Here is a 21,790-nt window from a genome sequence, read left to right as displayed (position 1 = left end):
AACGTACTTTCTGATGGTAATAAAAAGCTGAATTTGGTATGATACTAATGTGGTTTTTTTATGAAGCGATTAATTCCCTTAGAGGAGGAAAAAGTAATGCCGTTAGTATCCATGACTGAAATGTTAAACACAGCGAAAGAGAAGAAATATGCTGTGGGACAATTCAACTTGAATAACCTTGAGTTCACTCAAGCAATTTTGCAGGCGGCTGAAGAAGAAAAGTCGCCTGTTATCCTTGGTGTATCTGAAGGCGCAGCACGTTACATGGGCGGTTTTAAATTAATCGTGGCAATGGTAAAAGAATTGATCGAAGAATATGGCGTAACTGTTCCTGTAGCCATTCATCTTGATCATGGTTCAAGTTATGAGAGTTGTGCAAAAGCGATTCAAGCAGGTTTCACATCTGTTATGATCGATGGTTCACATCATCCGCTTGAAGAAAACATCGCTTTGACAAAAAAAGTGGTTGAGCTTGCTCATTTCCACGGTGTTTCTGTCGAAGCAGAACTAGGCCGTATCGGTGGTCAGGAAGATGATCTTGTTGTTGACGATGCAGATGCAATGTATGCCATTCCATCTGAGTGCGATCAACTTGTTCGCGAAACAGGCGTTGACTGCTTCGCTCCGGCACTTGGATCTGTCCATGGCCCTTACAAAGGTGAACCGAATTTAGGTTTCGACCGTATGAAAGAAGTAATGGAATTGACTGGTATTCCACTCGTTCTTCACGGCGGTACTGGAATCCCGACAAAAGATATAGAACGTGCGATTTCTCTCGGTACAGCAAAGATTAATGTAAATACAGAAAACCAAATTTCATCTGCGAAAGCAATTCGTGAAACGCTTGCGGCAAAACCGGAAGAGTATGATCCGCGTAAATATCTCGGACCTGCACGCGAAGCGATTAAAGAAACAGTTAAAGGGAAAATGCGCGAATTTGGTTCTGCAGGTCAGGCTTAATAATTTTCTTTTGCGGCATAATTGAAATGTACATGGTAACCGCCTCTTTTCACAGAAAAGGCGGTTGTTGCGTGTATAATACTAACAACATGAAAAGAGGAAAATATAATGAAATTTTTTATTGATACAGCAAATGTGGACGAAATTCGTGAAGCACACTCATGGGGTATTTTGTCAGGTGTAACAACAAATCCGTCAATCGTAGCGAAAGAAAATGTGTCTTTCCACGATCGCATTCGGGAAATTACGGAAATAGTCAGCGGTCCTGTGAGCGCGGAAGTAATTGCACTTGATGCGGAAGGCATGATTAAAGAAGGCCGTGAACTGGCGAAAATCGCACCGAATATTATAGTAAAAGTACCGATGACACCGGATGGTTTGAAAGCCGTCGCAGCGTTTACAAAAGAAGGCATTAAAACGAACGTAACACTTATTTTCAGCGCGAACCAAGCATTGATGGCAGCCCGTGCAGGTGCAACATACGTATCACCATTCCTTGGTCGTCTTGATGATATCGGACAGAATGGACTTGACTTGATTGAAACCATTGCTGATATTTTCGCAATTCACGGTATTGAATCAGAAATCATTGCGGCATCTGCTCGTCATTCACAGCACGTAACAGCTGCTGCACTCAAAGGTTCTCACATTGTAACGGCACCATTTAAACTGCTTCAGCAATTATTCAACCATCCACTGACAGATAAAGGGATTGAAGGATTTCTGGCTGACTGGGAAAAACGCCAAGCCAAATAATAATGTACATGATACGAATTTATATAGGTTAAACTAGGACTATCAAGAAAGCTTTCCCGCTTTCCGTTTATACAGGAAGAAGGGAGTACAAAATGGAAAAATTAAAAATTAAAGGCGGATACTCTTTAAAAGGGACGGTCAAAGTAGACGGCGCGAAAAATAGCGCCGTCGCTCTTGTACCGGCTGCTATTTTAGCGGAGTCGCCGATTACGATTGAAGGATTGCCGGATATTTCAGATATTCACATGTTAAAAGGACTCCTCGAAGAAACTGGCGGCGATGTGACGTTTGAAGATGGTGTCATGCAGATCGACCCGACAAAGATGACGGCGATGCCGCTTCCGAACGGGAATGTGAAAAAATTGCGTGCTTCTTATTATTTAATGGGCGCAATGCTTGGTCGTTTTAATAAAGCAGTCATCGGTCTTCCAGGTGGCTGTCATTTAGGTCCTCGTCCGATTGATCAGCATATTAAAGGATTTGAAGCGCTTGGTGCGGAAGTAACGAATGAACAAGGTGCGATTTATTTGCGTGCGAAGGAACTGCGCGGTGCTCGCATTTATTTAGACGTTGTCAGTGTCGGTGCAACCATTAATATTATGCTGGCGGCAGTTCGGGCTAAAGGACAGACGATTATTGAAAATGCTGCTAAGGAGCCAGAAATTATTGATGTGGCGACATTGTTGTCCAATATGGGTGCAAAGATTAAAGGTGCTGGAACAGATATCATTCGCATTGATGGTGTAAAGCAGCTTCACGGGTGTCGTCATACGATTATTCCGGATCGTATTGAAGCAGGAACGTTTATGATTATGGCTGCAGCTGTAGGTGAAGGTGTCGTCATTGATAACGTCATCCCGCTCCATATGGAGTCATTAACGGCGAAACTTCGTGAAATGAATGTGCCAATTGAACTTGGTGAAGACCGCATTTATGTCGGAAAAGCGGAGGAGCTGAAAACAGTTGATATTAAAACACTCGTCTATCCAGGGTTTCCAACTGATTTACAGCAGCCATTCACGTCACTTTTGACGAAAGCGTACGGTTCGGCTATTATTACGGACACGATTTATCCAGCTCGTTTTAAACATATTGATGAGCTGCGGCGGATGGGGGCCAATGTGAAAACGGAAGGCCGATCCGCGATTATAAATGGTCCGGTTCAGCTGCAGGGAGCTAACGTGAAAGCGAGCGATCTGCGAGCAGGAGCTGCGCTCGTTCTTGCCGGACTTTTGGCTGACGGCGTGACAGAAGTGACCGGCCTTGAACATATTGATCGGGGCTATAGTGGTTTAACGGAAAAGCTGACAGCGTTAGGCGCCAATATATGGCGTGAAGAAATGTCGAAAGAAGAGTTTGAAGAAATAAAAAGCTCATAATAATTCCAAGCATATTCTCCAAATGTGTTACAATATAAGCGGCAATTAGTTATACTAATTTGCTGAATGCTTGTCATACAGGAGGAAAAGAGCTATGGAGAGAAGTTTATCAATGGAACTTGTCCGCGTCACGGAAGCTGCGGGGTTAGCTTCTGCACGCTGGATGGGCCGCGGGTTAAAAGATGAAGCGGACGGCGCGGCAACAACTGCTATGCGCGATGTGTTTGATACGATTCCGATGAAGGGAACGGTTGTCATCGGCGAAGGAGAAATGGATGAAGCGCCGATGCTGTACATTGGTGAAAAACTTGGTACAGGCTATGGCCCTCGTGTTGATGTAGCAGTTGACCCGCTTGAAGGTACGAATATTGTTGCGGCAGGCGGATGGAATGCCCTCGCCGTTCTTGCGGTAGCAGATGGTGGAAATCTTCTGCACGCGCCGGACATGTATATGGATAAAATTGCGGTTGGACCGGAAGCAGTCGGTCAAATCGATATTAATGCTTCTATCACAGACAATTTGAAAGCAGTCGCAAAAGCGAAAAATAAAAACATTGAAGACGTTGTGGCGACGATTTTGTATCGCGATCGTCACGAGCGTATTATCGCGGAACTCCGTGAAGCCGGTGCACGTATTAAACTCATTAATGATGGTGATGTTGCAGGTGCAATTAATACAGCGTTTGATCTAACGGGCGTTGATATTTTGTTTGGCTCGGGCGGTGCACCGGAAGGTGTTATTTCAGCGGTTGCATTAAAAGCGCTTGGTGGTGAAATTCAAGGCCGTTTATTGCCGCAAAATGATGCAGAGCTGGAGCGATGCAAAAGAATGGGTCTAGATGTGAACAAAGTGCTTCACATGGAAGACCTTGTCCGTGGTGATGACGCTATTTTTGCAGCGACCGGCGTAACAGATGGTGAGCTTTTACGCGGTGTTCAATTTAAAGGAACATATGCTGAAACGCATTCAGTTGTTATGCGAGCAAAATCTGGAACCGTCCGTTTCGTTGACGGCCGTCACAGCTTGAGCAAAAAACCGAATCTTGTTTTTAAACCATAAGAAGCCGTTTCTTCTTTTAATCAACAGCGGTGCAACCGGTCCGGTTCTCCGCTGTTTTGTTTGATCTGAACAAACCACTGAACAATTGCTTCACGACTACGACCAACGAGCCGTTCCTTCCTCTTAAAAAATCAATCTAATAAAGTGTGGTGCCCTAATGGAAGAATTAACAATTAACCATCTTGAAAATTTAAAACTAAAGGAATTATATGAACTAGCTAAAACATATAAAATATCGTACTATAGCAAAATGACTAAAAAAGAACTTATTTTTGCGATTTTAAAAGCACGAGCTGAACAGCAGGGCTTCTTCTTTATGGAAGGTGTTCTTGAAATTATTCAATCGGAAGGCTTTGGTTTCCTTCGCCCGATCAATTACTCAGCAAGTTCAGAAGACATTTACATTTCAGCTTCGCAAATTCGCCGCTTTGATTTGCGTAACGGTGATAAAGTATCGGGGAAAGTGCGCCCGCCGAAAGAAAATGAACGGTATTACGGTCTTCTCCACGTAGAAGCTGTAAATGGTGACGACCCGGAATCTGCGAAAGAACGTGTTCATTTCCCGGCATTGACACCGCTTTATCCAGACCGTCAAATAATGCTTGAGACAGAATCAAGACATGTATCGACACGCATTATGGATCTCGTTTCACCAGTCGGCTTTGGTCAACGTGGATTGATTGTGGCACCGCCAAAAGCAGGAAAAACGATGCTGTTAAAAGAAATTGCTAATTCAATTTCAAAAAATCATCCGGAAGCAGAATTAATTGTTCTGTTAATCGATGAGCGTCCGGAAGAAGTAACAGACATTGAACGTTCGGTGCAGGCAGAAGTCGTCAGTTCCACATTTGATGAAGTACCTGAAAATCATATTAAAGTATCAGAACTCGTACTTGAACGGGCGATGCGCCTCGTTGAACATAAGCGCGACGTCGTTATTTTAATGGATTCTATTACCCGTCTTGCCCGTGCCTACAATCTAGTGATCCCACCAAGTGGACGAACACTTTCTGGTGGTATTGATCCGGCTGCGTTTCATCGTCCGAAGCGTTTTTTCGGTGCAGCCCGTAATATTGAAGAAGGCGGTAGCTTAACGATTCTTGCGACAGCGCTTGTTGATACCGGTTCACGAATGGATGATGTCATTTATGAAGAATTTAAAGGAACCGGTAACTTGGAGCTTCACCTAGATCGTTCACTCGCTGAACGGCGCATTTTCCCGGCGATCGACATTCGCCGCTCAGGTACACGAAAAGAAGAACTTCTTATTGGAAAAGAACAGCTTGAAATTGTATGGGCTATTCGTAAAACGATGTCTGATGCACCAGACCTTGCTGAAAAAATACTTCGCCGTTTGCGTCAAACGAAGAGCAATGAAGACTTCATAAGCCAGTTGCTTGTTGAAATAAAGAAAAATGGTACATCGAAAAAAATGCTGTGAAAATAATTTGCGAAATGAGTAATACCCTGTTATACTGTTTTAGTATGTACGAAAGAAAGGCATAAATCACTTTATGCTTATTCATATAATACTCTGTTTCGGAATGACTCAGGGCGGAAGGAGAGAAAAGACATGCAAGCAGGAATTCATCCTAACTACAAAGCAGCACAAGTTAAATGTGCGTGCGGTAACGAGTTCGTAACGGGCTCTGTGAAAGAAGACATTCGCGTAGAGGTTTGCTCTGAATGCCACCCATTTTATACTGGACGTCAGAAATTTGCTGACGCAGGTGGACGTGTGGATCGTTTCAACAAAAAATACGGCCTTAAAGATGAAGCAAGATAATGATAGACGAAAACGGGCGAGGAGTGCTACACTGCTTGCCTGTTTTTTTTGTACAAAAAAATGGAGGACCAAACATATTATGGCCCAGTTATTTTTTAAATATGGTGCAATGAACAGCGGCAAATCGATTGAAATTTTAAAAGTTGCACACAATTATGAAGAACAAAATAAATCAGTGCTTCTTTTCACATCGAGTCTTGATACACGCGATGAAGTCGGCTATATTTCAAGTCGAATTGGGCTGCGTCGTCAAGCTTTGCCTATTTTCAATGAAACAAATATATTTGAGGATGTACGCACGAATGAATCAAATCCGTCATGTATTTTAATTGATGAAGTTCAGTTTTTATCAAAAAAACATGTTTCGCAGCTCGCACAAATTGTGGATGAACTGAATATTCCCGTTATGGGGTTCGGTTTGAAAAATGATTTTCAAAATGAATTGTTTGAAGGCAGTAAATATATGTTAATTTACGCCGACAAAGTAGAAGAAATGAAGACAATCTGCTGGTTTTGCGAGCGGAAAGCGACGATGAATTTGCGTGTGGATGGAGTGGGGAAGCCGGTTTATACCGGTGAGCAAATTCAAATTGGGGGCAATGATTCGTATTACCCGGTGTGCAGGAAATGCCATCAGGATCCACCGCTTTAATTATGAAAAATCGAGGTGAAGAATATGTTTGACCGACTGCAGGCAGTAGAAGATCGTTATGATAAATTAAATGAGTTGTTAAGCGATCCGGATGTTGTCAACGATCCGAAAAAGCTGCGGGATTATTCAAAAGAACAGTCTAATATTCAAGAAACGGTGGAAGCATATCGTGAATATAAAGAAGTGAAAGCACAGTATACCGATGCAAAAGTGATGCTCGACGATAAGCTCGATGCGGACATGCGTGAGATGGTAAAGGAAGAGATGAATGAGTTAGAAGGTCAGTTGACTAGTCTTGAAGCACGGTTGAAAATATTGCTTATTCCGAAAGATCCGAATGACGATAAAAACGTTATTATGGAAATTCGCGGAGCGGCGGGTGGTGATGAAGCGGCCTTATTTGCCGGAGATTTGTACCGTATGTATGCACGTTTTGCAGAAGCAAACAATTGGAAAACGGATGTCATTGAAGCGCATGCGACGGGTCTTGGCGGCTATAAAGAAATCATTTTTATGATTAATGGCCGTGGTGCGTACTCGAAGCTGAAGTATGAAAATGGTGCTCATCGCGTGCAGCGTGTGCCGGAAACAGAATCGGGCGGACGTATTCATACGTCGACAGCAACGGTGGCCGTGTTGCCGGAAACGGAAGAAATAGAAATAGAAATACACGATAAAGATATTCGTGTTGATACGTTTGCATCAAGTGGTCCAGGCGGCCAATCGGTGAATACAACGATGTCTGCCGTGCGTTTAACGCATATTCCAACGGGAACGGTCGTATCGTGTCAGGATGAAAAGTCGCAAATTAAAAATAAAGAAAAAGCAATGAAGGTACTACGAGCCCGCGTTTATGACAAGTTTCAAAAAGAAGCGCAGGCAGAATATGATGCTGTGCGGAAGTCGGCGGTTGGAACAGGCGACCGTTCTGAAAGAATTCGCACGTATAATTTTCCACAAAATCGTGTGACAGATCACCGAATTGGCTTGACAATCCAAAAGCTCGATCAAATACTGGAAGGGAAAGTCGGTGAAGTGATTGATGCGCTGATTGTAGAAGATCAATCGAGCCGTCTTGAGAACTTGGAGGATTAATCTGTGACGAAAAAAATGTACGAAGCCCTTAACTGGGCTTCTTCGTATTTAACACATCACGAACGGGATGCTAACGCAGGCGAATACATTATGAAGCATATATTACAAGTTGAACGCTCGCAAATGCTTGCTCGTCTTCATGATGTGTTAAGCGAGGAACAGACTAAAGAATTTGAACGTCTGGTCCATCTTCATGCAGAGGGTGTACCGGTTCAGCATATGACCGGCACGGAAGAATTTTATGGCCGGATCTTTTCAGTGAACGGCGACGTGCTCATTCCACGTCCGGAAACGGAAGAACTTGTTTATTATGCGCTTGAAAAAATAAAGGACATGAAGTCGCCTGTTATCGCTGATATTGGCACAGGAAGCGGTGCCATTGCCATCACAATGAAATGCGAGCGTCCTGAAGCAAATGTGTACGCGATTGATTTATCGAAAGCAGCGCTAAAAATAGCAGAAAACAATGCGAATAAGCTAGGCGTACCTATTCAATATTTACACGGTGATTTGTTGGAGCCCCTCATTCAACGTAATATAAAAGTAGATCTATTATTATCAAATCCGCCATATATTCCTAATCATGAGCGGGAGACGCTATCTGCAGTCGTGGTAGATCACGAGCCGCATATGGCGCTTTTCGGAGGAGAAGATGGACTTGATTTATATAGAAAAATCACCCAGCAGCTGCCTTTTGTTTTAAAAGTAGGGGGCATTGCCGGCGTGGAAACGGGTGCGGGGCAGACAGAAGCCGTTGCTGCCATGTTTCAGGAGACATTCCCAGATAGAGACGTCAAAATCATGTATGATATTAATGGAAAAGATAGAATGGTATTTTTGCACGTATAAGAAATTCAAGTCCCGGTCATACTGATTACCGGGAGGGATTATTAATGAAAACACTAACAATGATTCTATATTTATATGGGCTTTCGGCAGCGGCTTCTTTTATGATGTATTTTGCACCAGCTGATCAAATGGCTGGAGGTATTCCGGATGAATCAATCCGTATTCGTGTCATTGCAGATAATAATAGCGAGGCTGAACAAGAACGGAAAGAAATCGTTCATCAAGCAATTGCAAAAGAAATAAACAATTGGGCACGGACAGCTGTTTCGGCGGAAGAATCGCGGATCATGGTTGAAAAGAATCTTGATGAAATTGAAAAAATCGCTAATGCAGCCGCGGGGGCAAAACAAACTGTTCATGTTACATTTGGCCAAGAGGATTTTCCATTGAAACAATACGGCCGCTTCTTTTATCCGCCAGGTACATATGAATCTCTCGTTGTCACCATTGGTGATGGAAAGGGAGCCAATTGGTGGTGCGTACTGTATCCGGCGCTTTGTTTTCCGGAAGAACAAAAAGAAAAGACAGAATTAAAATGGGCATTTGTCGATTTATGGGGAAAACTGAAAAAATAACTGCATTTTTCTGATAATATCCACACTCATCCACAGAGTTATTCACAAAATGATAAATGTTATCCACATAATGTTGGTAACTTAGTGTGGAACAAAAGTTGAAAAATGATTTATGTATAGAAATTATTGAGTACGTAAAGATTTTGTAAATATACAAGCAAAGGTGACAAAAATGGAGACAACACACTGGATTGTGGATAAACAGGGTATAACTCATGAACATTATCCACAAATAGAAGAAGCAGCCCGGTTAATTCGAAAAGGTGAAGTGGTCGCTTTTCCAACTGAAACGGTTTATGGTCTCGGTGGACAAGTGCAAATGGATAAAGCTGTGCAAAAAATTTTCACGGCGAAAGGGCGTCCGTCAGATAATCCGCTTATTGTGCATATTGCCGACCGCAAAGATGTGGATCATCTGGCGCAATCAGTACCGAACTATGCAGAAGCGTTAATGGATTCTTTTTGGCCAGGTCCATTGACGATCATCGTGCCGAAACAAGAAGGCGTACTTTCAGAGCTTGTAACGGCGGGTCTTCATACGGTTGCGATTCGCATGCCAGATCATCCGGTTGCACTTGCGCTTATTAAAGAAGCAGGTGTACCGGTTGCAGCGCCGAGTGCAAACCGATCGGGAAAACCGAGTCCTACGACGGCGGCGCACGTGCTGGATGATCTTTCTGGCCGGATTGCCGGTGTACTGGACGGTGGTGATACAGGTGTCGGTTTAGAATCAACGGTTGTGGACTGTACCGGCCCGCATCCGATCATTTTACGTCCTGGGGGAATAACACAAACAGACATGGAAGCGGTCGTTGGAAAAGTGAAGATTGGCGGCGCCCTTCAAAATGAAAAGGACGTACCGAAGTCACCGGGAATGAAATATACGCATTATGCTCCCGAGGCTCCGCTCTATTTAATAGAAGGAACACATTCATTTATTCAAGAGCAAATTGATGAATTACGGGCGGAAGGGAAAAAGGTTGGTGTGATGGCAACGGAAGAAAGTGAGCATTTCTATGTGGCCGATCGCATTATTTCATGTGGGCGCAGACATGATATTGAATCGGTTGCAAAGCATCTATACGGTGCGCTGCGTTCGTTTAATGTGTCTTCGCTGGATGTTATTTTGGCTGAAACGTTTCCATCAGAAGGCGTCGGTGTGGCAATTATGAACAGATTGGAAAAAGCAGCCGGCCATCGGTGGATAAAGGAAGTCGATTGATCATTGGATCAGCCGGCTTTTTTTATGGATAAAAAGGGACAAGCCGAATATAGATAAGCATGGACATCATTATCCTTTCACTGGCGTTGTCGGCAGATGCGTTTGGAGCAGCACTAGCGGTTGGAATGCGAAGAATCGGTTTATGGAATATGGTTGTGATGAGTACAATGGTCGGCTTGATGCACGTCATCATGCCGTTCATCAGCATAACGGCAGGGAACGAATTGCATGGTGTGTTTGGCGGAGCTCTTATTTCGACGGGCGGTGTTATTTTACTGCTGACAGGGCTGCAAATGGTGTTGTCGATGTGGAAAAATGAATTGAATGTACAGAAGCCTGCAGGGATCGGGATGTTCTTTTTTGCATTCGGTGTGAGTATGGACAGCTTTTCTGCAGGGCTGTCACTCGGTGTTATTGGCATGGATTATGTGAAAGCAGTCACTTGTTTCGGGTTGTCTTCTGCCTTTTTCACAATGACAGGTTTGTTGTTAAGCCGCCGAATCGGTGTAGCCGCCGGCAAAGCAGGTGAAGCGGCGGGCGGACTTATTTTAATGTTCCTCGGTATGAAATGGCTTCTTTCATTATGAACAGTCCTTTTCTTATTGAAAAGGACTATTTTCCTGTTTGTAGAAGCGTTATAATGAAAGAAAACGTATAGATAAAGGTGGATGTTCATGAATATTTTGTTTGTTTGCACGGGCAACACGTGCCGCAGTCCAATGGCGGCGGCAATCTTGCGGGAGAAAAGACCGGATTGGGTCGTACAGTCAGCTGGATTATTTGCCAGTCCAGGTATTCCTACATCATTAGGAGCAAAAACGGTTTTGTTGGAAAAAGGAATTCATTCGCCGCATGTTTCCATGCAATTGACAGAAGAGATGGCGGAGCGGGCGGATGTAATTTTGACGATGACGGATTCACACAAACAGACGATTGACATTCACTTTCCTCATTTAAAAGGAAAAACGTATACGTTAAAAGGAGAAGAAGGGGATGTGATCGATCCGTTTGGCGGCCCAGTTCACATATACCGTCAGACCTACGATGAACTGCTCTTTTACATTGAGAAATGGCTGGAAGAAGGGAGTAAGGCATGAGGGAGAGAATATCCTATTCATTTGGTATTCGGAAGAAAGTTATCGTGCTCGTTACATTGCTGGCCACTATTACTTATACGATCAGTGCGTTGTTTATTTATTATTTGTACCCTCTGTATTTTTCCTATATAAATGAAACGTTTTTTTCGTTTTTAACACTTGCACTGGGCATTCTATGGTCAGGTATTCTTGCCTGTTTTGCGGCATCTTATTTTGTGAACCCGATTGTCCGGCTTGAAAAAGCATCGCGTGCGGCGGCAGCTGGCCATATTGACAAAGAAGTCGAGCTACCGGAAGGAGACGATGAAATTCGGGCGCTCGCACTTGCATTTAATGAGATGTTGACGAATTTGCGAACGATGGTAAGCAGTATTGAGAGTAATTTTTCCGCGACAAATGAAAGTGTTAGCCATATTGCAAGCATTAGTGGACAGGCGGTGGAGAAAGCTTCAGAAATGGCGCACACAGCAGCCGATATTTCGACAGGCGCTGAAAGTTCCGCGTTTGCGATTCAGGCGACAGCTGAAGCAATGGAAGAAGTTTTAAGTATTGCAGGTCATGTACAGCAAAAAGCGAATGAGTCCGCCCATCAGGCAGAAGGAATGGTGCAGGATCTCGATGTCAGCAGCCGAACGTTTCAGTCGCTTATTGATGGCATGGATTCATTAGCCGCAGATAATATAGACTCGCTTGAAGCAGTCCGTTCATTAGAAGAAAATGCACGCAAAGTTGGCAAAGTCATTGGCCTTGTCGGTGATATTGCTGCACAGACGAATTTACTCGCGTTGAACGCATCGATTGAAGCAGCTCGCGCTGGTGAACATGGGAAAGGATTCGCAGTCGTGGCAGAAGAAGTGAGAAAGCTTGCTGATGAAAGCGCGACAGCTGTCCAAAGCATCTCTGATCTTGTGAAGAAAATTCAGGAAGAAGTCGACCACGTCGTCCAGAAAATTACTGCGCAGGCGGAAGCAGCCGGTGAGGGAGTAAAGAAAGGGGCATCTGCACAAGAAGCAGTGGGACAAATAAGCAGCAAAATTACCAGTATGGCAGGAGCCGTTGAAGAAATCGCCAACCTTGTTGATCAGCAAATGGTGAAAATCGAGCAAACATCCAGACAGTCACAGGAGGTAGCAGCGATTGCAGAAGAAACATCAGCGGGCGCGAATGAAGTAACCAATGCTGCAGCAGATCAGTCGGATGTCATCGGTGAAATCGGTAATGTAAGCCAGCATCTGCAGAAACAGGCAATGGAGCTGAAGTCTGTCATTACGCGCTTTAAATTGTAACTTTTAAAAGGAATATGAGAAAATATAAAGTGAAACTTCATTTAGTAGAGATCTTACTGCCTATTAATGCGGGACAAATAGGAAAGCATGAAAGGAGCGCTACAAATGAAAGCAGCTACTCAGTGGAAAGAGGAACTTCAAGTCCTTTTGACCGAACTGCAAGAACAGGCACAGTTTAAAGCGGGTCAATTGTTTCTGATCGGCTGTTCAACATCGGAAGTGGCAGGCGGCCGGATTGGGACGGCTGGCACAGATGAAGCAGCTGCTGTTTTATATGAAGTATTTGAATCATTTGCAAAGCAGACAGGCGTTCATCTGTCGTTTCAATGCTGCGAGCACTTGAACAGAGCTGTTGTCATCGAGCGTACAGTGGCAGAAAAGTTCGGTTACGATGAAGTCGCTGCGATTCCGGTGCGGACAGCAGGCGGAGCGATGGCAGCGTATGCGTTTAATCAAAAAGACCATGTGCTCGTTGAGTTTGTGAAAGCAGATGGCGGGATTGATATAGGCGACACGTTCATCGGTATGCATTTGAAGCATGTGGCAGTGCCAGTACGCACGTCGAGAAACAGCGTCGGCATGGCTCATGTGACGATGGCGAAAACGCGGCCAAAGCTGATTGGCGGACCTCGGGCTATTTATGAAAAAACGAATATAATTGATTCAATTACTGATGAATGTTAAGAATTTGCTGTCTTTTTTAATAAAGACAGCTATTTTTTTACCCGAAAGCCGTAAAAAAGCATAAAATACGGTTGAAAGATTCGGAAAACATGTTAGAATGAAAGAGAATTTTTTAACAGATATCCGTAAATACTATTTTGAATTAATAGATTGGAAAGGGGAACGATGATGAGTAAAATTCAAACGCAAGATCCGGCTGTATTTGCAGCAATTGAGGATGAACTGAAACGCCAGCAAACGAAAATTGAATTAATTGCTTCTGAAAACTTCGTATCTGAAGCAGTAATGGAAGCGCAAGGATCAGTATTGACAAACAAATATGCAGAAGGCTACCCCGGCAAACGCTACTATGGCGGCTGCGAGCATGTTGACGTTGTGGAAGATTTGGCGCGTGATCGTGCGAAAGAGATTTTTGGTGCAGAATATGTAAACGTTCAGCCGCATTCAGGTGCACAAGCGAACATGGCGGTTTATTTCACGATTTTAGAAACAGGTGACACGGTTCTTGGTATGAATTTATCTCACGGCGGTCACTTGACTCATGGAAGCCCTGTTAACTTCAGTGGTGTGCAATACAATTTCGTTGAGTACGGTGTAACGAAAGACACGCAAGTAATCGATTATGAAGATGTTCGTCAAAAAGCGCTTGAGAATAAACCGAAATTGATCGTAGCTGGTGCAAGTGCATACCCACGTGCGATTGATTTCGCTAAATTCCGTGAAATCGCTGATGAAGTAGGGGCGTATTTAATGGTGGATATGGCACACATTGCCGGTCTCGTTGCAGCCGGTCTTCATCAAAGTCCAGTTCCTTACGCTCATTTTGTTACAACGACAACGCATAAAACATTGCGTGGACCACGTGGCGGGATGATTTTGTCCAGTGAAGAGTTCGGCAAAAAGCTCGACAAATCGATTTTTCCTGGTATTCAAGGCGGACCGCTTATGCACGTCATCGCAGCCAAAGCGATTGCATTCGGCGAAGCACTTGAAGACAGTTTCAAAACATATGCACAAAACGTGATCGACAACGCGAGCCGTTTAGCGTCTGGTTTATCTAAGGAAGGAATTGATATCGTTTCAGGCGGCACAGACAATCATCTATTATTGATCGATCTTCGTTCACTTAGCCTGACAGGTAAAGTAGCAGAAGCGGTTCTTGATGAAGTGGGTATTACGGTAAATAAAAACACTATTCCTTACGATCCAGAAAGTCCATTTGTCACAAGCGGTGTCCGTATCGGTACAGCAGCAGTGACGTCACGTGGCTTTGATCTTGACGCGATGGACGAAGTAGCTTCAATCATTGCAAAAACATTGAAAAACCATGAAGATGAAGCGGTATTGAAAGAGTCAGCTGAGCGCGTAGCAGCATTGACATCGAAATACGCTCTTTATCAAGAAGTGTAATAAATAGAACGAACCGCCGGCAATGTCGCCGGCGGTTTTTTTGCATTGTTCACGGAAGACTAAATGACGTGACGTTCGAAGGCGTTTGTTCATAGAAGATTGAATTTCATCACACTCGGGGTTATTTGATCACGTTCATCAACATGATTTGCGAAAATTCCGATTTCTTCATGGTCCTTTCAATTTGTTGCCCGCTAAACTCTTTTCAGGTAAAATAAGGATGGCCTTGAATGAGCGTACAATAAGGAGTGAACATATGAGCAAAGTATATGTATTCGATCATCCGCTAATTCAGCATAAGCTGACGATGATCCGTGATAAAGAAACAGGTACAAAAGATTTCCGTGAATTGACAGATGAAGTGGCAACATTAATGGCGTATGAAATTACACGCGACCTTCCATTAGAAGAAGTAATAGTGCAGACACCGGTGTGCGATGCAAAGACGAAAGTGCTTGCCGGCAAAAAAATCGGGATTGTCCCCATTTTGCGTGCAGGTATCGGCATGGTGGACGGTGTGTTAAAACTTATTCCAGCGGCAAAAGTCGGCCATATTGGCTTATACCGCGATCCAGAAACATTGCAGCCTGTTGAATATTACGTCAAATTGCCGACAGATATTGAAGAGCGGGATTTCATTGTCGTTGATCCAATGCTTGCGACAGGAGGATCGGCGATTGAAGCGATTAACTCGCTGAAAAAACGTGGCGCAAAGAGCATTAAATTTATGTGTTTAATCGCTGCACCGGAGGGCGTCGATGCACTTAAGGAAGCGCATCAGGATATAGATATTTATATTGCGGCGCTCGATGAAAAATTAAACGAAAAAGGCTACATCGTGCCAGGTCTTGGCGATGCAGGCGACCGTTTATTCGGAACAAAATAAAAAGAAGCAGGTGGAGAAATAATGGATCGTCCGATTAAAGTTATGACGATTTTCGGCACACGGCCGGAAGCGATTAAGATGGCACCGCTCGTTCTGGAACTGAAAAACCGTTCAGATGAATTCGAAGCGATCGTAACGGTTACAGCACAGCACCGCCAAATGCTTGACCAGGTGCTCGATATTTTTAACATCACGCCGGATTATGACTTGAACATTATGAAAGACCGTCAAACACTGATCGACGTAACAACACGGGGCCTTGAAGGTTTAGACAAGGTGATGAAAGAAGTTAAACCGGATATCGTTCTCGTTCACGGTGATACAACGACGACATTTGTCGCTGGTCTTGCGGCATTTTATAACCAGATTGCCGTTGGGCACGTGGAGGCGGGTCTTCGTACGTGGAATAAATATTCACCGTTCCCGGAAGAAATGAACCGTCAGCTTACAGGTGTGATGGCCGACCTTCATTTTTCACCGACAGCGCAGTCTGAACAAAATTTACTGAACGAAAATAAAGAACAGAAAGCGATTTTTGTTACCGGTAATACGGCGATCGATGCGTTGAAAACAACGGTTAAAGAAGCGTATACACACGAAGTGCTTGAGAAACTCGGTGCGGATCGTCTCGTCTTAATGACGGCTCATCGCCGTGAAAATCTCGGCGAACCGATGAAAAACATGTTCCGTGCGATTAAACGTCTCGTGAACGATCACGATGATATTCAAGTCGTTTATCCGGTTCATTTAAATCCGGTCGTGCGAGAAACGGCCGATTCGATTTTAGGGAATGATCCGCGTATTCATTTAATTGAACCACTTGATGTGATTGATTTCCACAACTTTGCTGAGCGGGCCCATATCATATTGACAGATTCAGGCGGCGTGCAGGAAGAAGCACCGTCCCTTGGTGTTCCAGTTCTCGTTTTACGTGATACGACAGAGCGTCCGGAAGGCATTGAGGCCGGCACATTGAAATTGGCGGGTACAGATGAAGAGACAATTTACTCGCTTGCATCAGAATTGTTAACAGACGGGGCGGCCTATGAAAAAATGTCGAAAGCGTCTAATCCATACGGTGACGGTGAAGCATCGCGTCGAATTTGTGATGCGATCCGCTACTATTTTAAAGCAGCCCCAGATGCACCAGAGCGTTTTGAAGTGAAATAAATGAAGAAAGTCGTCCGTTATTTACGGATGACTTTCTTTTGTATTAAAATCATTGTTCGGAAAAAACTGAAAAAAGTTTGAGCATTTTGTGAATTCATTGTTATTTACTGAGGTTTTCGTTCTCAACACATTGACATTAAAAATGGGTTATTGTATTCTAACAAAGGGTACGGAGAATGGAATTTGTACGTTGTGTAACCGTTTTTTCTGTCGTTTTTTTGTGCAATTAGTCGGATCTTTGTGCAATCAGTCGGATCAGAGAGGTGTAAAATGAACAAAAATCGGCCGTTTCGGGCAATGGCAATTTACAGTACTATTTTAGCTCAGCTTGCCGGCTCAATGCTGATTGGAATTTTCGGGGGTCTTGCTCTTGATAAACATTTGAACACAATACCTCTCTTTTTAATTATCGGACTGCTGGCAGGCCTCTCAACGGGTGTTTATGCAATGTTCCGTACACTTAACTATTTCAACTCAGGAGATTAGCCACTTATGTCAGAACTCCAGCATTCCATCAGAAGGCAGAGAAAGTATTTATTTTATCTTCTTTCACTATTTTTTCTCGGATGGGGTTTTACGTCAGCACAAAGCATTTATGGGGGGTTAATCCTCGGTACTGTACTAAGCATGTGCAATCATTGGCTTATATCAAGGCGGATCTTGAGCTTTAGCTTCGCGGTTGAAAGTGAACAAAAACCGCCGAGGCTGGGTACATCTATGCGAATCGCTACTGCCGCATTGGCAGCGATCATTGCCCTCCGAAACCCTGAACAGTTTCACATCATCAGTACCACTTTGGGATTAATGGCTGCTTATGCAGTGATTATGATAGATTTTGGAATCCAGCACTATATAAAACGTATGAACCGGAAAGAGGTGAAATAGTTTGCATCACAAATCTCCATTAGTCGATCTCGATTTATTCGGGCTGACACTGACTTTTAACCTGGCCAATGTGTTAATGATAACAATTGCCAGCGTAATAGTGTTTCTGATTGCGTTTGTTTCCACACGCACACTGGCTATAAAGCCGACAGGAATGCAAAACTTTATTGAGTGGGTAATGGATTTTGTTAAAGGAATTATAAAAAGCAATATGGACTGGAAGACAGGCGGTCAATTCCACATTCTTGGAATCACACTGCTTATGTACATTTTTGTTTCCAATATGCTTGGTCTTCCGTTCTCAGTCGTCTACAACGATTACTTATGGTGGAAATCGCCGACAGCTGATCCGCTTGTCGCAATGACACTTGCCGTTATGGTAGTAGGGCTGACCCATTTTTATGCGGTCCGTATGAAAGGATTCTCAGAGTACGGAAAGGATTTTTTCCGTCCAATGTCTTTTATGTTGCCGCTAAAATTGATTGAAGAGTTTGCCAATACGCTGACGTTAGGCCTGCGGCTTTATGGGAACATTTTTGCTGGTGAGGTTTTGCTTACCTTGCTGTCAGGTTCACTGGCAGTCGGTGTGGGCGGTCATTTGGCAGCCATTCTGCCGACTCTTGCATGGCAAGGCTTCTCGTTGTTTGTCGGTGCCATACAGGCATTTATTTTTACAATGTTAACGATGGTTTACATCTCACATAAAGTGAGCCACGACCATTAATCATAATTAGCTGCTCAGCAATGAATAAACATTTTCTGAGTAAATTAAGCTTTTAAAAATAAGGAGGAAAAATTTACAATGGGTATATTAGCAGCAGCAATTGCAGTTGGTTTAGCGGCCGTTGGTGCCGGTGTCGGTAACGGTCTTATCGTTTCAAAAACAATTGAAGGGGTAGCTCGTCAACCTGAAGCACGTAACACTCTTCAAACAATCATGTTCATCGGGGTAGCTCTTGTTGAGGCGATTCCAATTATCGCGGTTGTTATCGCGTTCATGGCACAAGGTCAGTAAAAAGCTGGAAAGGCGCTTTTTTAAGCTGATTCATGAAATAGACAGCAGCGCCTTTATCCTGCTACATATAAAAGTCGACCTGATGATAACAAAAAACAGCAAGTGATCTCCCCTATTCGGCTCGTCATCGTATGGCTGCCGGCAGGGACTCCGATCATTTGTGTTGGTTCAAGCAGATCAAGGATAGGAAAAGCCCCGGAGTCAAATCCGGCTGGCCTTCTGTATGGCGAAGATCACATTCTAATGCGAACCTTCGCCATTCCTTTATGTAAAAAAAGGAATGCATTGTTTTTCCCAGCTGGGAATGAACCTGTTGAAGGGAGTGAGAAAATCGTGACAACAAATTCATTTGTACTTGGATCAGGTGCCGGCTTTAATACCGGTGATGTCTTTTTCCAATTGATTATGTTTATTATTTTGCTTGCACTGCTGAAGAAGTTTGCATGGGGACCGCTTATGGGCATTATGCAGCAGCGTGCAGATTTTATTGAATCTGAAATCAAAGAGGCGGAAAAAAGCCGTACCGAAGCAAGTCAGTTATTGGAGCAGGCGCGTAATGATGTGAAAGCAGCCCGCGCTGAAGCACAAAACACGATTGAAAATGCTAAGAAATTGGCAGAAGAACAAAAATCGGACATTCTGGCAGCAACTCGTGCCGAATCGGCCCGTCTAAAAGAAACAGCGAAGCTTGAAATCGCTCAAGAGCGCGATAAAGCAATGGGCGCGCTTCGTGAGCAAGTGGCTTCACTTTCTGTTATGATTGCATCGAAAGTGATTGAAAAAGAACTTTCAGCAGCAGATCAGGAAAAAATGATTAATGATTATATTAAAGAGGCAGGGGAAGGGCGATGAGTAATTCCGGAGCGGCAAAACGCTACGCGACAGCGCTTTATGAGCTTGCCGATGAGCAGGGTAAAACAGCGGAAATCGAGCAGGAACTTGGTGTGGTAAAACAAGTTTTGAATGAGAATCCGGACCTGTTTGCTGTTCTTGAATCACCAAAACTTTCTGTCAAAAACAAGCAGGTGCTGATTCAATCCGCTTTCGCGAAGGCCTCAGCACCTGTTGTCAATACATTGACACTGCTCGTGCAGCGCCACCGTACAAACGAACTGACGGTTGTCTGTGATGAATATCTGCAATTAGCCAATGAAAAAAGCGGCACTGCGGAAGCAATCGTCTTTTCTGTACGCCCGCTTTCGCCTGCAGAAGAAACAGCGATTTCCTCTGTTTTTGCCCGTAAAGTCGGCAAGCAAACATTACGCATCAAAAATGTGGTAGACCCGGACCTTTTGGGCGGTTTGAAAGTTCGAATCGGCAACCGTATTTACGATGATAGTTTACGCGGTAAACTAAACCGTATTGAAAAGAAATTAACGACAAATTTATAAATTTAAAAAGAAGCCGTTTGCTTCTAAAAAATTAAGGGGTGACATGCATGAGCATCAAAGCTGAAGAAATCAGTGCGCTGATAAAAAAGCAAATTGAAAACTTCCAGTCCGATATGACCGTTAGCGACGTCGGTACAGTCATCCAGGTTGGGGACGGTATCGCACGTGCTCATGGCCTCGACAACGTAATGGCGGGAGAACTTCTTGAGTTCTCAAACGGTATTATGGGTATGGCTCAAAACTTGGAAGAAAACAACGTGGGTATTATTATTCTTGGTCCTTACACAGGTATCAAAGAAGGCGATGAAGTGCGCCGTACAGGCCGCATCATGGAAGTACCGGTTGGCGAAGAGCTAATCGGCCGCGTTGTAAATTCCCTTGGCCAGCCAGTCGATGGTCTTGGTCCGATCAATACAACAAAAACACGTCCAATCGAAAGCCCGGCAACAGGCGTAATGGCTCGGAAATCAGTTCATGAACCATTGCAAACGGGAATTAAAGCGATTGACGCTCTTGTGCCAATCGGCCGTGGTCAGCGTGAGTTAATTATCGGTGACCGTCAAACAGGTAAAACGACAGTAGCAATCGATACAATTTTGAACCAGCGTGATCAAGATATGGTTTGTATCTATGTGGCAATTGGCCAAAAAGAATCAACAGTACGTAATGCAGTTGAAACACTGCGTAAACATGGTGCGCTTGATTACACAATCGTTGTAACAGCATCGGCGTCATCACCGGCACCAATGTTGTTCCTTGCACCGTACACAGGCGTTTCAATGGCGGAAGAATTTATGTTTAACGGCAAGCACGTTTTGATCGTATACGATGATCTTTCAAAACAAGCAGCAGCTTACCGTGAGCTTTCTCTTCTACTTCGCCGTCCTCCAGGTCGTGAAGCTTACCCTGGTGACGTCTTCTACTTGCATTCTCGCTTACTTGAGCGTGCAGCAAAATTGAACGATACTCTCGGTGCAGGTTCGATTACAGCACTTCCATTTGTTGAAACACAAGCAGGTGACATTTCTGCTTATATTCCAACGAACGTTATCTCAATCACAGACGGACAAATCTTCTTACAGTCTGACTTGTTTTTCTCTGGCGTACGTCCAGCGATTAACGCGGGTCTTTCTGTATCACGTGTTGGTGGTTCAGCACAAATTAAAGCGATGAAAAAAGTAGCAGGTACACTTCGTCTTGACCTTGCTGCCTACCGTGAGCTTGAAGCATTTGCACAGTTCGGTTCAGATCTTGATGCGATTACACAATCAAAATTGAATCGCGGTGCCCGTACAGTTGAAGTATTGAAGCAAGACTTGAATAAACCACTTAAAGTTGAGCGCCAGGTTGTTATTCTTTATGCATTGACACGCGGCCATCTTGACGATATTCCGGTTTCTGATATTACTCGTTTCGAAGATGAACTGTTGCATTGGCTCGATAAAAACCACACAAATGTGTATGATCATATTCGCACAACGAAAGAACTTCCGTCTGATGATGAGTTAAAAGCGGCAATCAGTGAGTTTAAAAAATCGTTTGTGAAATCCGAATAAAAAGCAGAATGAGGGCGGTACCGTCAATCGGACGTCCGCTCTTGTCTGCGTCATCTAACACAAAAAGGGTGGTGAG

General features: G+C 43.9%; 25 protein-coding genes. All 25 read left to right on the top strand.

Translation table 11 applies throughout. From position 1 onward, the window contains the following. The first annotated feature begins 96 nt into the window (after positions 1 to 96). The 25 genes from A3M5_RS0116400 to atpA all read left to right on the top strand — a co-directional run bounded on the left by A3M5_RS0116400 (position 97) and on the right by atpA (position 21,714). On the top strand, positions 97 to 960 hold the full coding sequence (locus tag A3M5_RS0116400) for a class II fructose-bisphosphate aldolase (protein WP_018394876.1): 864 nt from the start codon (positions 97 to 99) through the stop codon (positions 958 to 960). 108 nt (positions 961 to 1,068) lie between these two features. Continuing rightward, entirely contained in the window at positions 1,069 to 1,716 is a 648-nt protein-coding gene (gene fsa, locus A3M5_RS0116395) for a fructose-6-phosphate aldolase (RefSeq protein WP_018394875.1), read from the top strand. A gap of 92 nt (positions 1,717 to 1,808) precedes the next feature. Beyond that, a complete protein-coding gene (gene murA / locus A3M5_RS0116390) occupies positions 1,809 to 3,095 on the top strand; it encodes a UDP-N-acetylglucosamine 1-carboxyvinyltransferase (RefSeq protein ID WP_018394874.1) in 1,287 nt (428 codons plus the stop codon). A 94-nt stretch (positions 3,096 to 3,189) separates the two neighbouring features. Then, entirely contained in the window at positions 3,190 to 4,155 is a 966-nt protein-coding gene (gene glpX / locus A3M5_RS0116385) for a class II fructose-bisphosphatase (protein ID WP_018394873.1), read from the top strand. A 157-nt stretch (positions 4,156 to 4,312) separates the two neighbouring features. Next, positions 4,313 to 5,596 carry a transcription termination factor Rho gene (rho, locus tag A3M5_RS0116380; RefSeq protein WP_018394872.1) on the top strand — a complete coding sequence of 428 codons (1,284 nt, stop codon included), beginning with the start codon at positions 4,313 to 4,315 and terminating at the stop codon, positions 5,594 to 5,596. A gap of 132 nt (positions 5,597 to 5,728) precedes the next feature. Further along, complete coding sequence (rpmE, locus tag A3M5_RS0116375; protein WP_018394871.1) at positions 5,729 to 5,941, top strand: 50S ribosomal protein L31; 213 nt, start codon at positions 5,729 to 5,731, stop codon at positions 5,939 to 5,941. 79 nt (positions 5,942 to 6,020) lie between these two features. Next, positions 6,021 to 6,593 carry a thymidine kinase gene (locus A3M5_RS0116370; RefSeq protein WP_018394870.1) on the top strand — a complete coding sequence of 191 codons (573 nt, stop codon included), beginning with the start codon at positions 6,021 to 6,023 and terminating at the stop codon, positions 6,591 to 6,593. A 24-nt stretch (positions 6,594 to 6,617) separates the two neighbouring features. After that, complete coding sequence (prfA, locus tag A3M5_RS0116365) at positions 6,618 to 7,688, top strand: peptide chain release factor 1 (RefSeq protein ID WP_018394869.1); 1,071 nt, start codon at positions 6,618 to 6,620, stop codon at positions 7,686 to 7,688. A gap of 3 nt (positions 7,689 to 7,691) precedes the next feature. After that, positions 7,692 to 8,537 (top strand): peptide chain release factor N(5)-glutamine methyltransferase, encoded by an 846-nt coding sequence (gene prmC / locus A3M5_RS0116360; protein ID WP_018394868.1) that lies wholly within the window; start codon positions 7,692 to 7,694, stop codon positions 8,535 to 8,537. Positions 8,538 to 8,581: 44 nt separating this feature from the next. Then, positions 8,582 to 9,112, top strand: coding sequence for a stage II sporulation protein R (locus tag A3M5_RS23220; RefSeq protein WP_018394867.1), 531 nt, complete (start codon positions 8,582 to 8,584; stop codon positions 9,110 to 9,112). A 172-nt stretch (positions 9,113 to 9,284) separates the two neighbouring features. Beyond that, entirely contained in the window at positions 9,285 to 10,334 is a 1,050-nt protein-coding gene (locus A3M5_RS0116350; protein WP_018394866.1) for an L-threonylcarbamoyladenylate synthase, read from the top strand. 59 nt (positions 10,335 to 10,393) lie between these two features. After that, entirely contained in the window at positions 10,394 to 10,921 is a 528-nt protein-coding gene (locus A3M5_RS0116345; RefSeq protein ID WP_018394865.1) for a manganese efflux pump MntP, read from the top strand. An 87-nt stretch (positions 10,922 to 11,008) separates the two neighbouring features. After that, complete coding sequence (locus A3M5_RS0116340) at positions 11,009 to 11,431, top strand: low molecular weight protein arginine phosphatase (protein WP_018394864.1); 423 nt, start codon at positions 11,009 to 11,011, stop codon at positions 11,429 to 11,431. Next, positions 11,428 to 12,717, top strand: a complete 1,290-nt coding sequence (locus A3M5_RS0116335) for a methyl-accepting chemotaxis protein (RefSeq protein WP_018394863.1) — start codon at positions 11,428 to 11,430, stop codon at positions 12,715 to 12,717. The genes A3M5_RS0116340 and A3M5_RS0116335 overlap by 4 nt, the downstream gene beginning before the upstream one ends. An 87-nt stretch (positions 12,718 to 12,804) precedes the next feature. After that, positions 12,805 to 13,401 carry a TIGR01440 family protein gene (locus A3M5_RS0116330; RefSeq protein ID WP_196803572.1) on the top strand — a complete coding sequence of 199 codons (597 nt, stop codon included), beginning with the start codon at positions 12,805 to 12,807 and terminating at the stop codon, positions 13,399 to 13,401. A 168-nt stretch (positions 13,402 to 13,569) separates the two neighbouring features. Then, on the top strand, positions 13,570 to 14,811 hold the full coding sequence (gene glyA, locus A3M5_RS0116325) for a serine hydroxymethyltransferase (RefSeq protein WP_018394861.1): 1,242 nt from the start codon (positions 13,570 to 13,572) through the stop codon (positions 14,809 to 14,811). A gap of 256 nt (positions 14,812 to 15,067) precedes the next feature. Further along, the gene (gene upp / locus A3M5_RS0116320; protein WP_018394860.1) at positions 15,068 to 15,697 is read left to right on the top strand and encodes a uracil phosphoribosyltransferase; all 630 of its coding nucleotides are present in this window, start codon (positions 15,068 to 15,070) and stop codon (positions 15,695 to 15,697) included. Between the two features lie 21 nt (positions 15,698 to 15,718). Next, positions 15,719 to 16,867, top strand: coding sequence for a non-hydrolyzing UDP-N-acetylglucosamine 2-epimerase (gene wecB / locus A3M5_RS0116315; protein WP_018394859.1), 1,149 nt, complete (start codon positions 15,719 to 15,721; stop codon positions 16,865 to 16,867). A 270-nt stretch (positions 16,868 to 17,137) separates the two neighbouring features. Further along, positions 17,138 to 17,353: an AtpZ/AtpI family protein gene (locus A3M5_RS0116310; protein ID WP_018394858.1), complete on the top strand. Its 216-nt coding sequence runs from the start codon at positions 17,138 to 17,140 to the stop codon at positions 17,351 to 17,353. A gap of 6 nt (positions 17,354 to 17,359) precedes the next feature. Then, entirely contained in the window at positions 17,360 to 17,752 is a 393-nt protein-coding gene (locus tag A3M5_RS0116305; RefSeq protein WP_018394857.1) for an ATP synthase subunit I, read from the top strand. Position 17,753: 1 nt separating this feature from the next. Next, complete coding sequence (gene atpB, locus A3M5_RS0116300; protein ID WP_018394856.1) at positions 17,754 to 18,476, top strand: F0F1 ATP synthase subunit A; 723 nt, start codon at positions 17,754 to 17,756, stop codon at positions 18,474 to 18,476. A 78-nt stretch (positions 18,477 to 18,554) separates the two neighbouring features. Beyond that, positions 18,555 to 18,767 carry a F0F1 ATP synthase subunit C gene (gene atpE, locus A3M5_RS0116295; RefSeq protein ID WP_018394855.1) on the top strand — a complete coding sequence of 71 codons (213 nt, stop codon included), beginning with the start codon at positions 18,555 to 18,557 and terminating at the stop codon, positions 18,765 to 18,767. Positions 18,768 to 19,100: 333 nt separating this feature from the next. Then, complete coding sequence (gene atpF, locus A3M5_RS0116290) at positions 19,101 to 19,619, top strand: F0F1 ATP synthase subunit B (RefSeq protein WP_026221771.1); 519 nt, start codon at positions 19,101 to 19,103, stop codon at positions 19,617 to 19,619. Continuing rightward, entirely contained in the window at positions 19,616 to 20,158 is a 543-nt protein-coding gene (locus tag A3M5_RS0116285; protein WP_018394853.1) for a F0F1 ATP synthase subunit delta, read from the top strand. The genes atpF and A3M5_RS0116285 overlap by 4 nt, the downstream gene beginning before the upstream one ends. 47 nt (positions 20,159 to 20,205) lie before the next feature. Continuing rightward, positions 20,206 to 21,714, top strand: coding sequence for a F0F1 ATP synthase subunit alpha (gene atpA, locus A3M5_RS0116280; protein ID WP_018394852.1), 1,509 nt, complete (start codon positions 20,206 to 20,208; stop codon positions 21,712 to 21,714). Positions 21,715 to 21,790: the final 76 nt, after the last annotated feature.

The sequence above is a fragment of the Bacillus sp. 37MA genome (assembly GCF_000372765.1).
Classification (GTDB): domain Bacteria; phylum Bacillota; class Bacilli; order Bacillales; family Domibacillaceae; genus Domibacillus; species Domibacillus aminovorans.
This window is presented reverse-complemented; position numbering and strand designations above follow the sequence as displayed.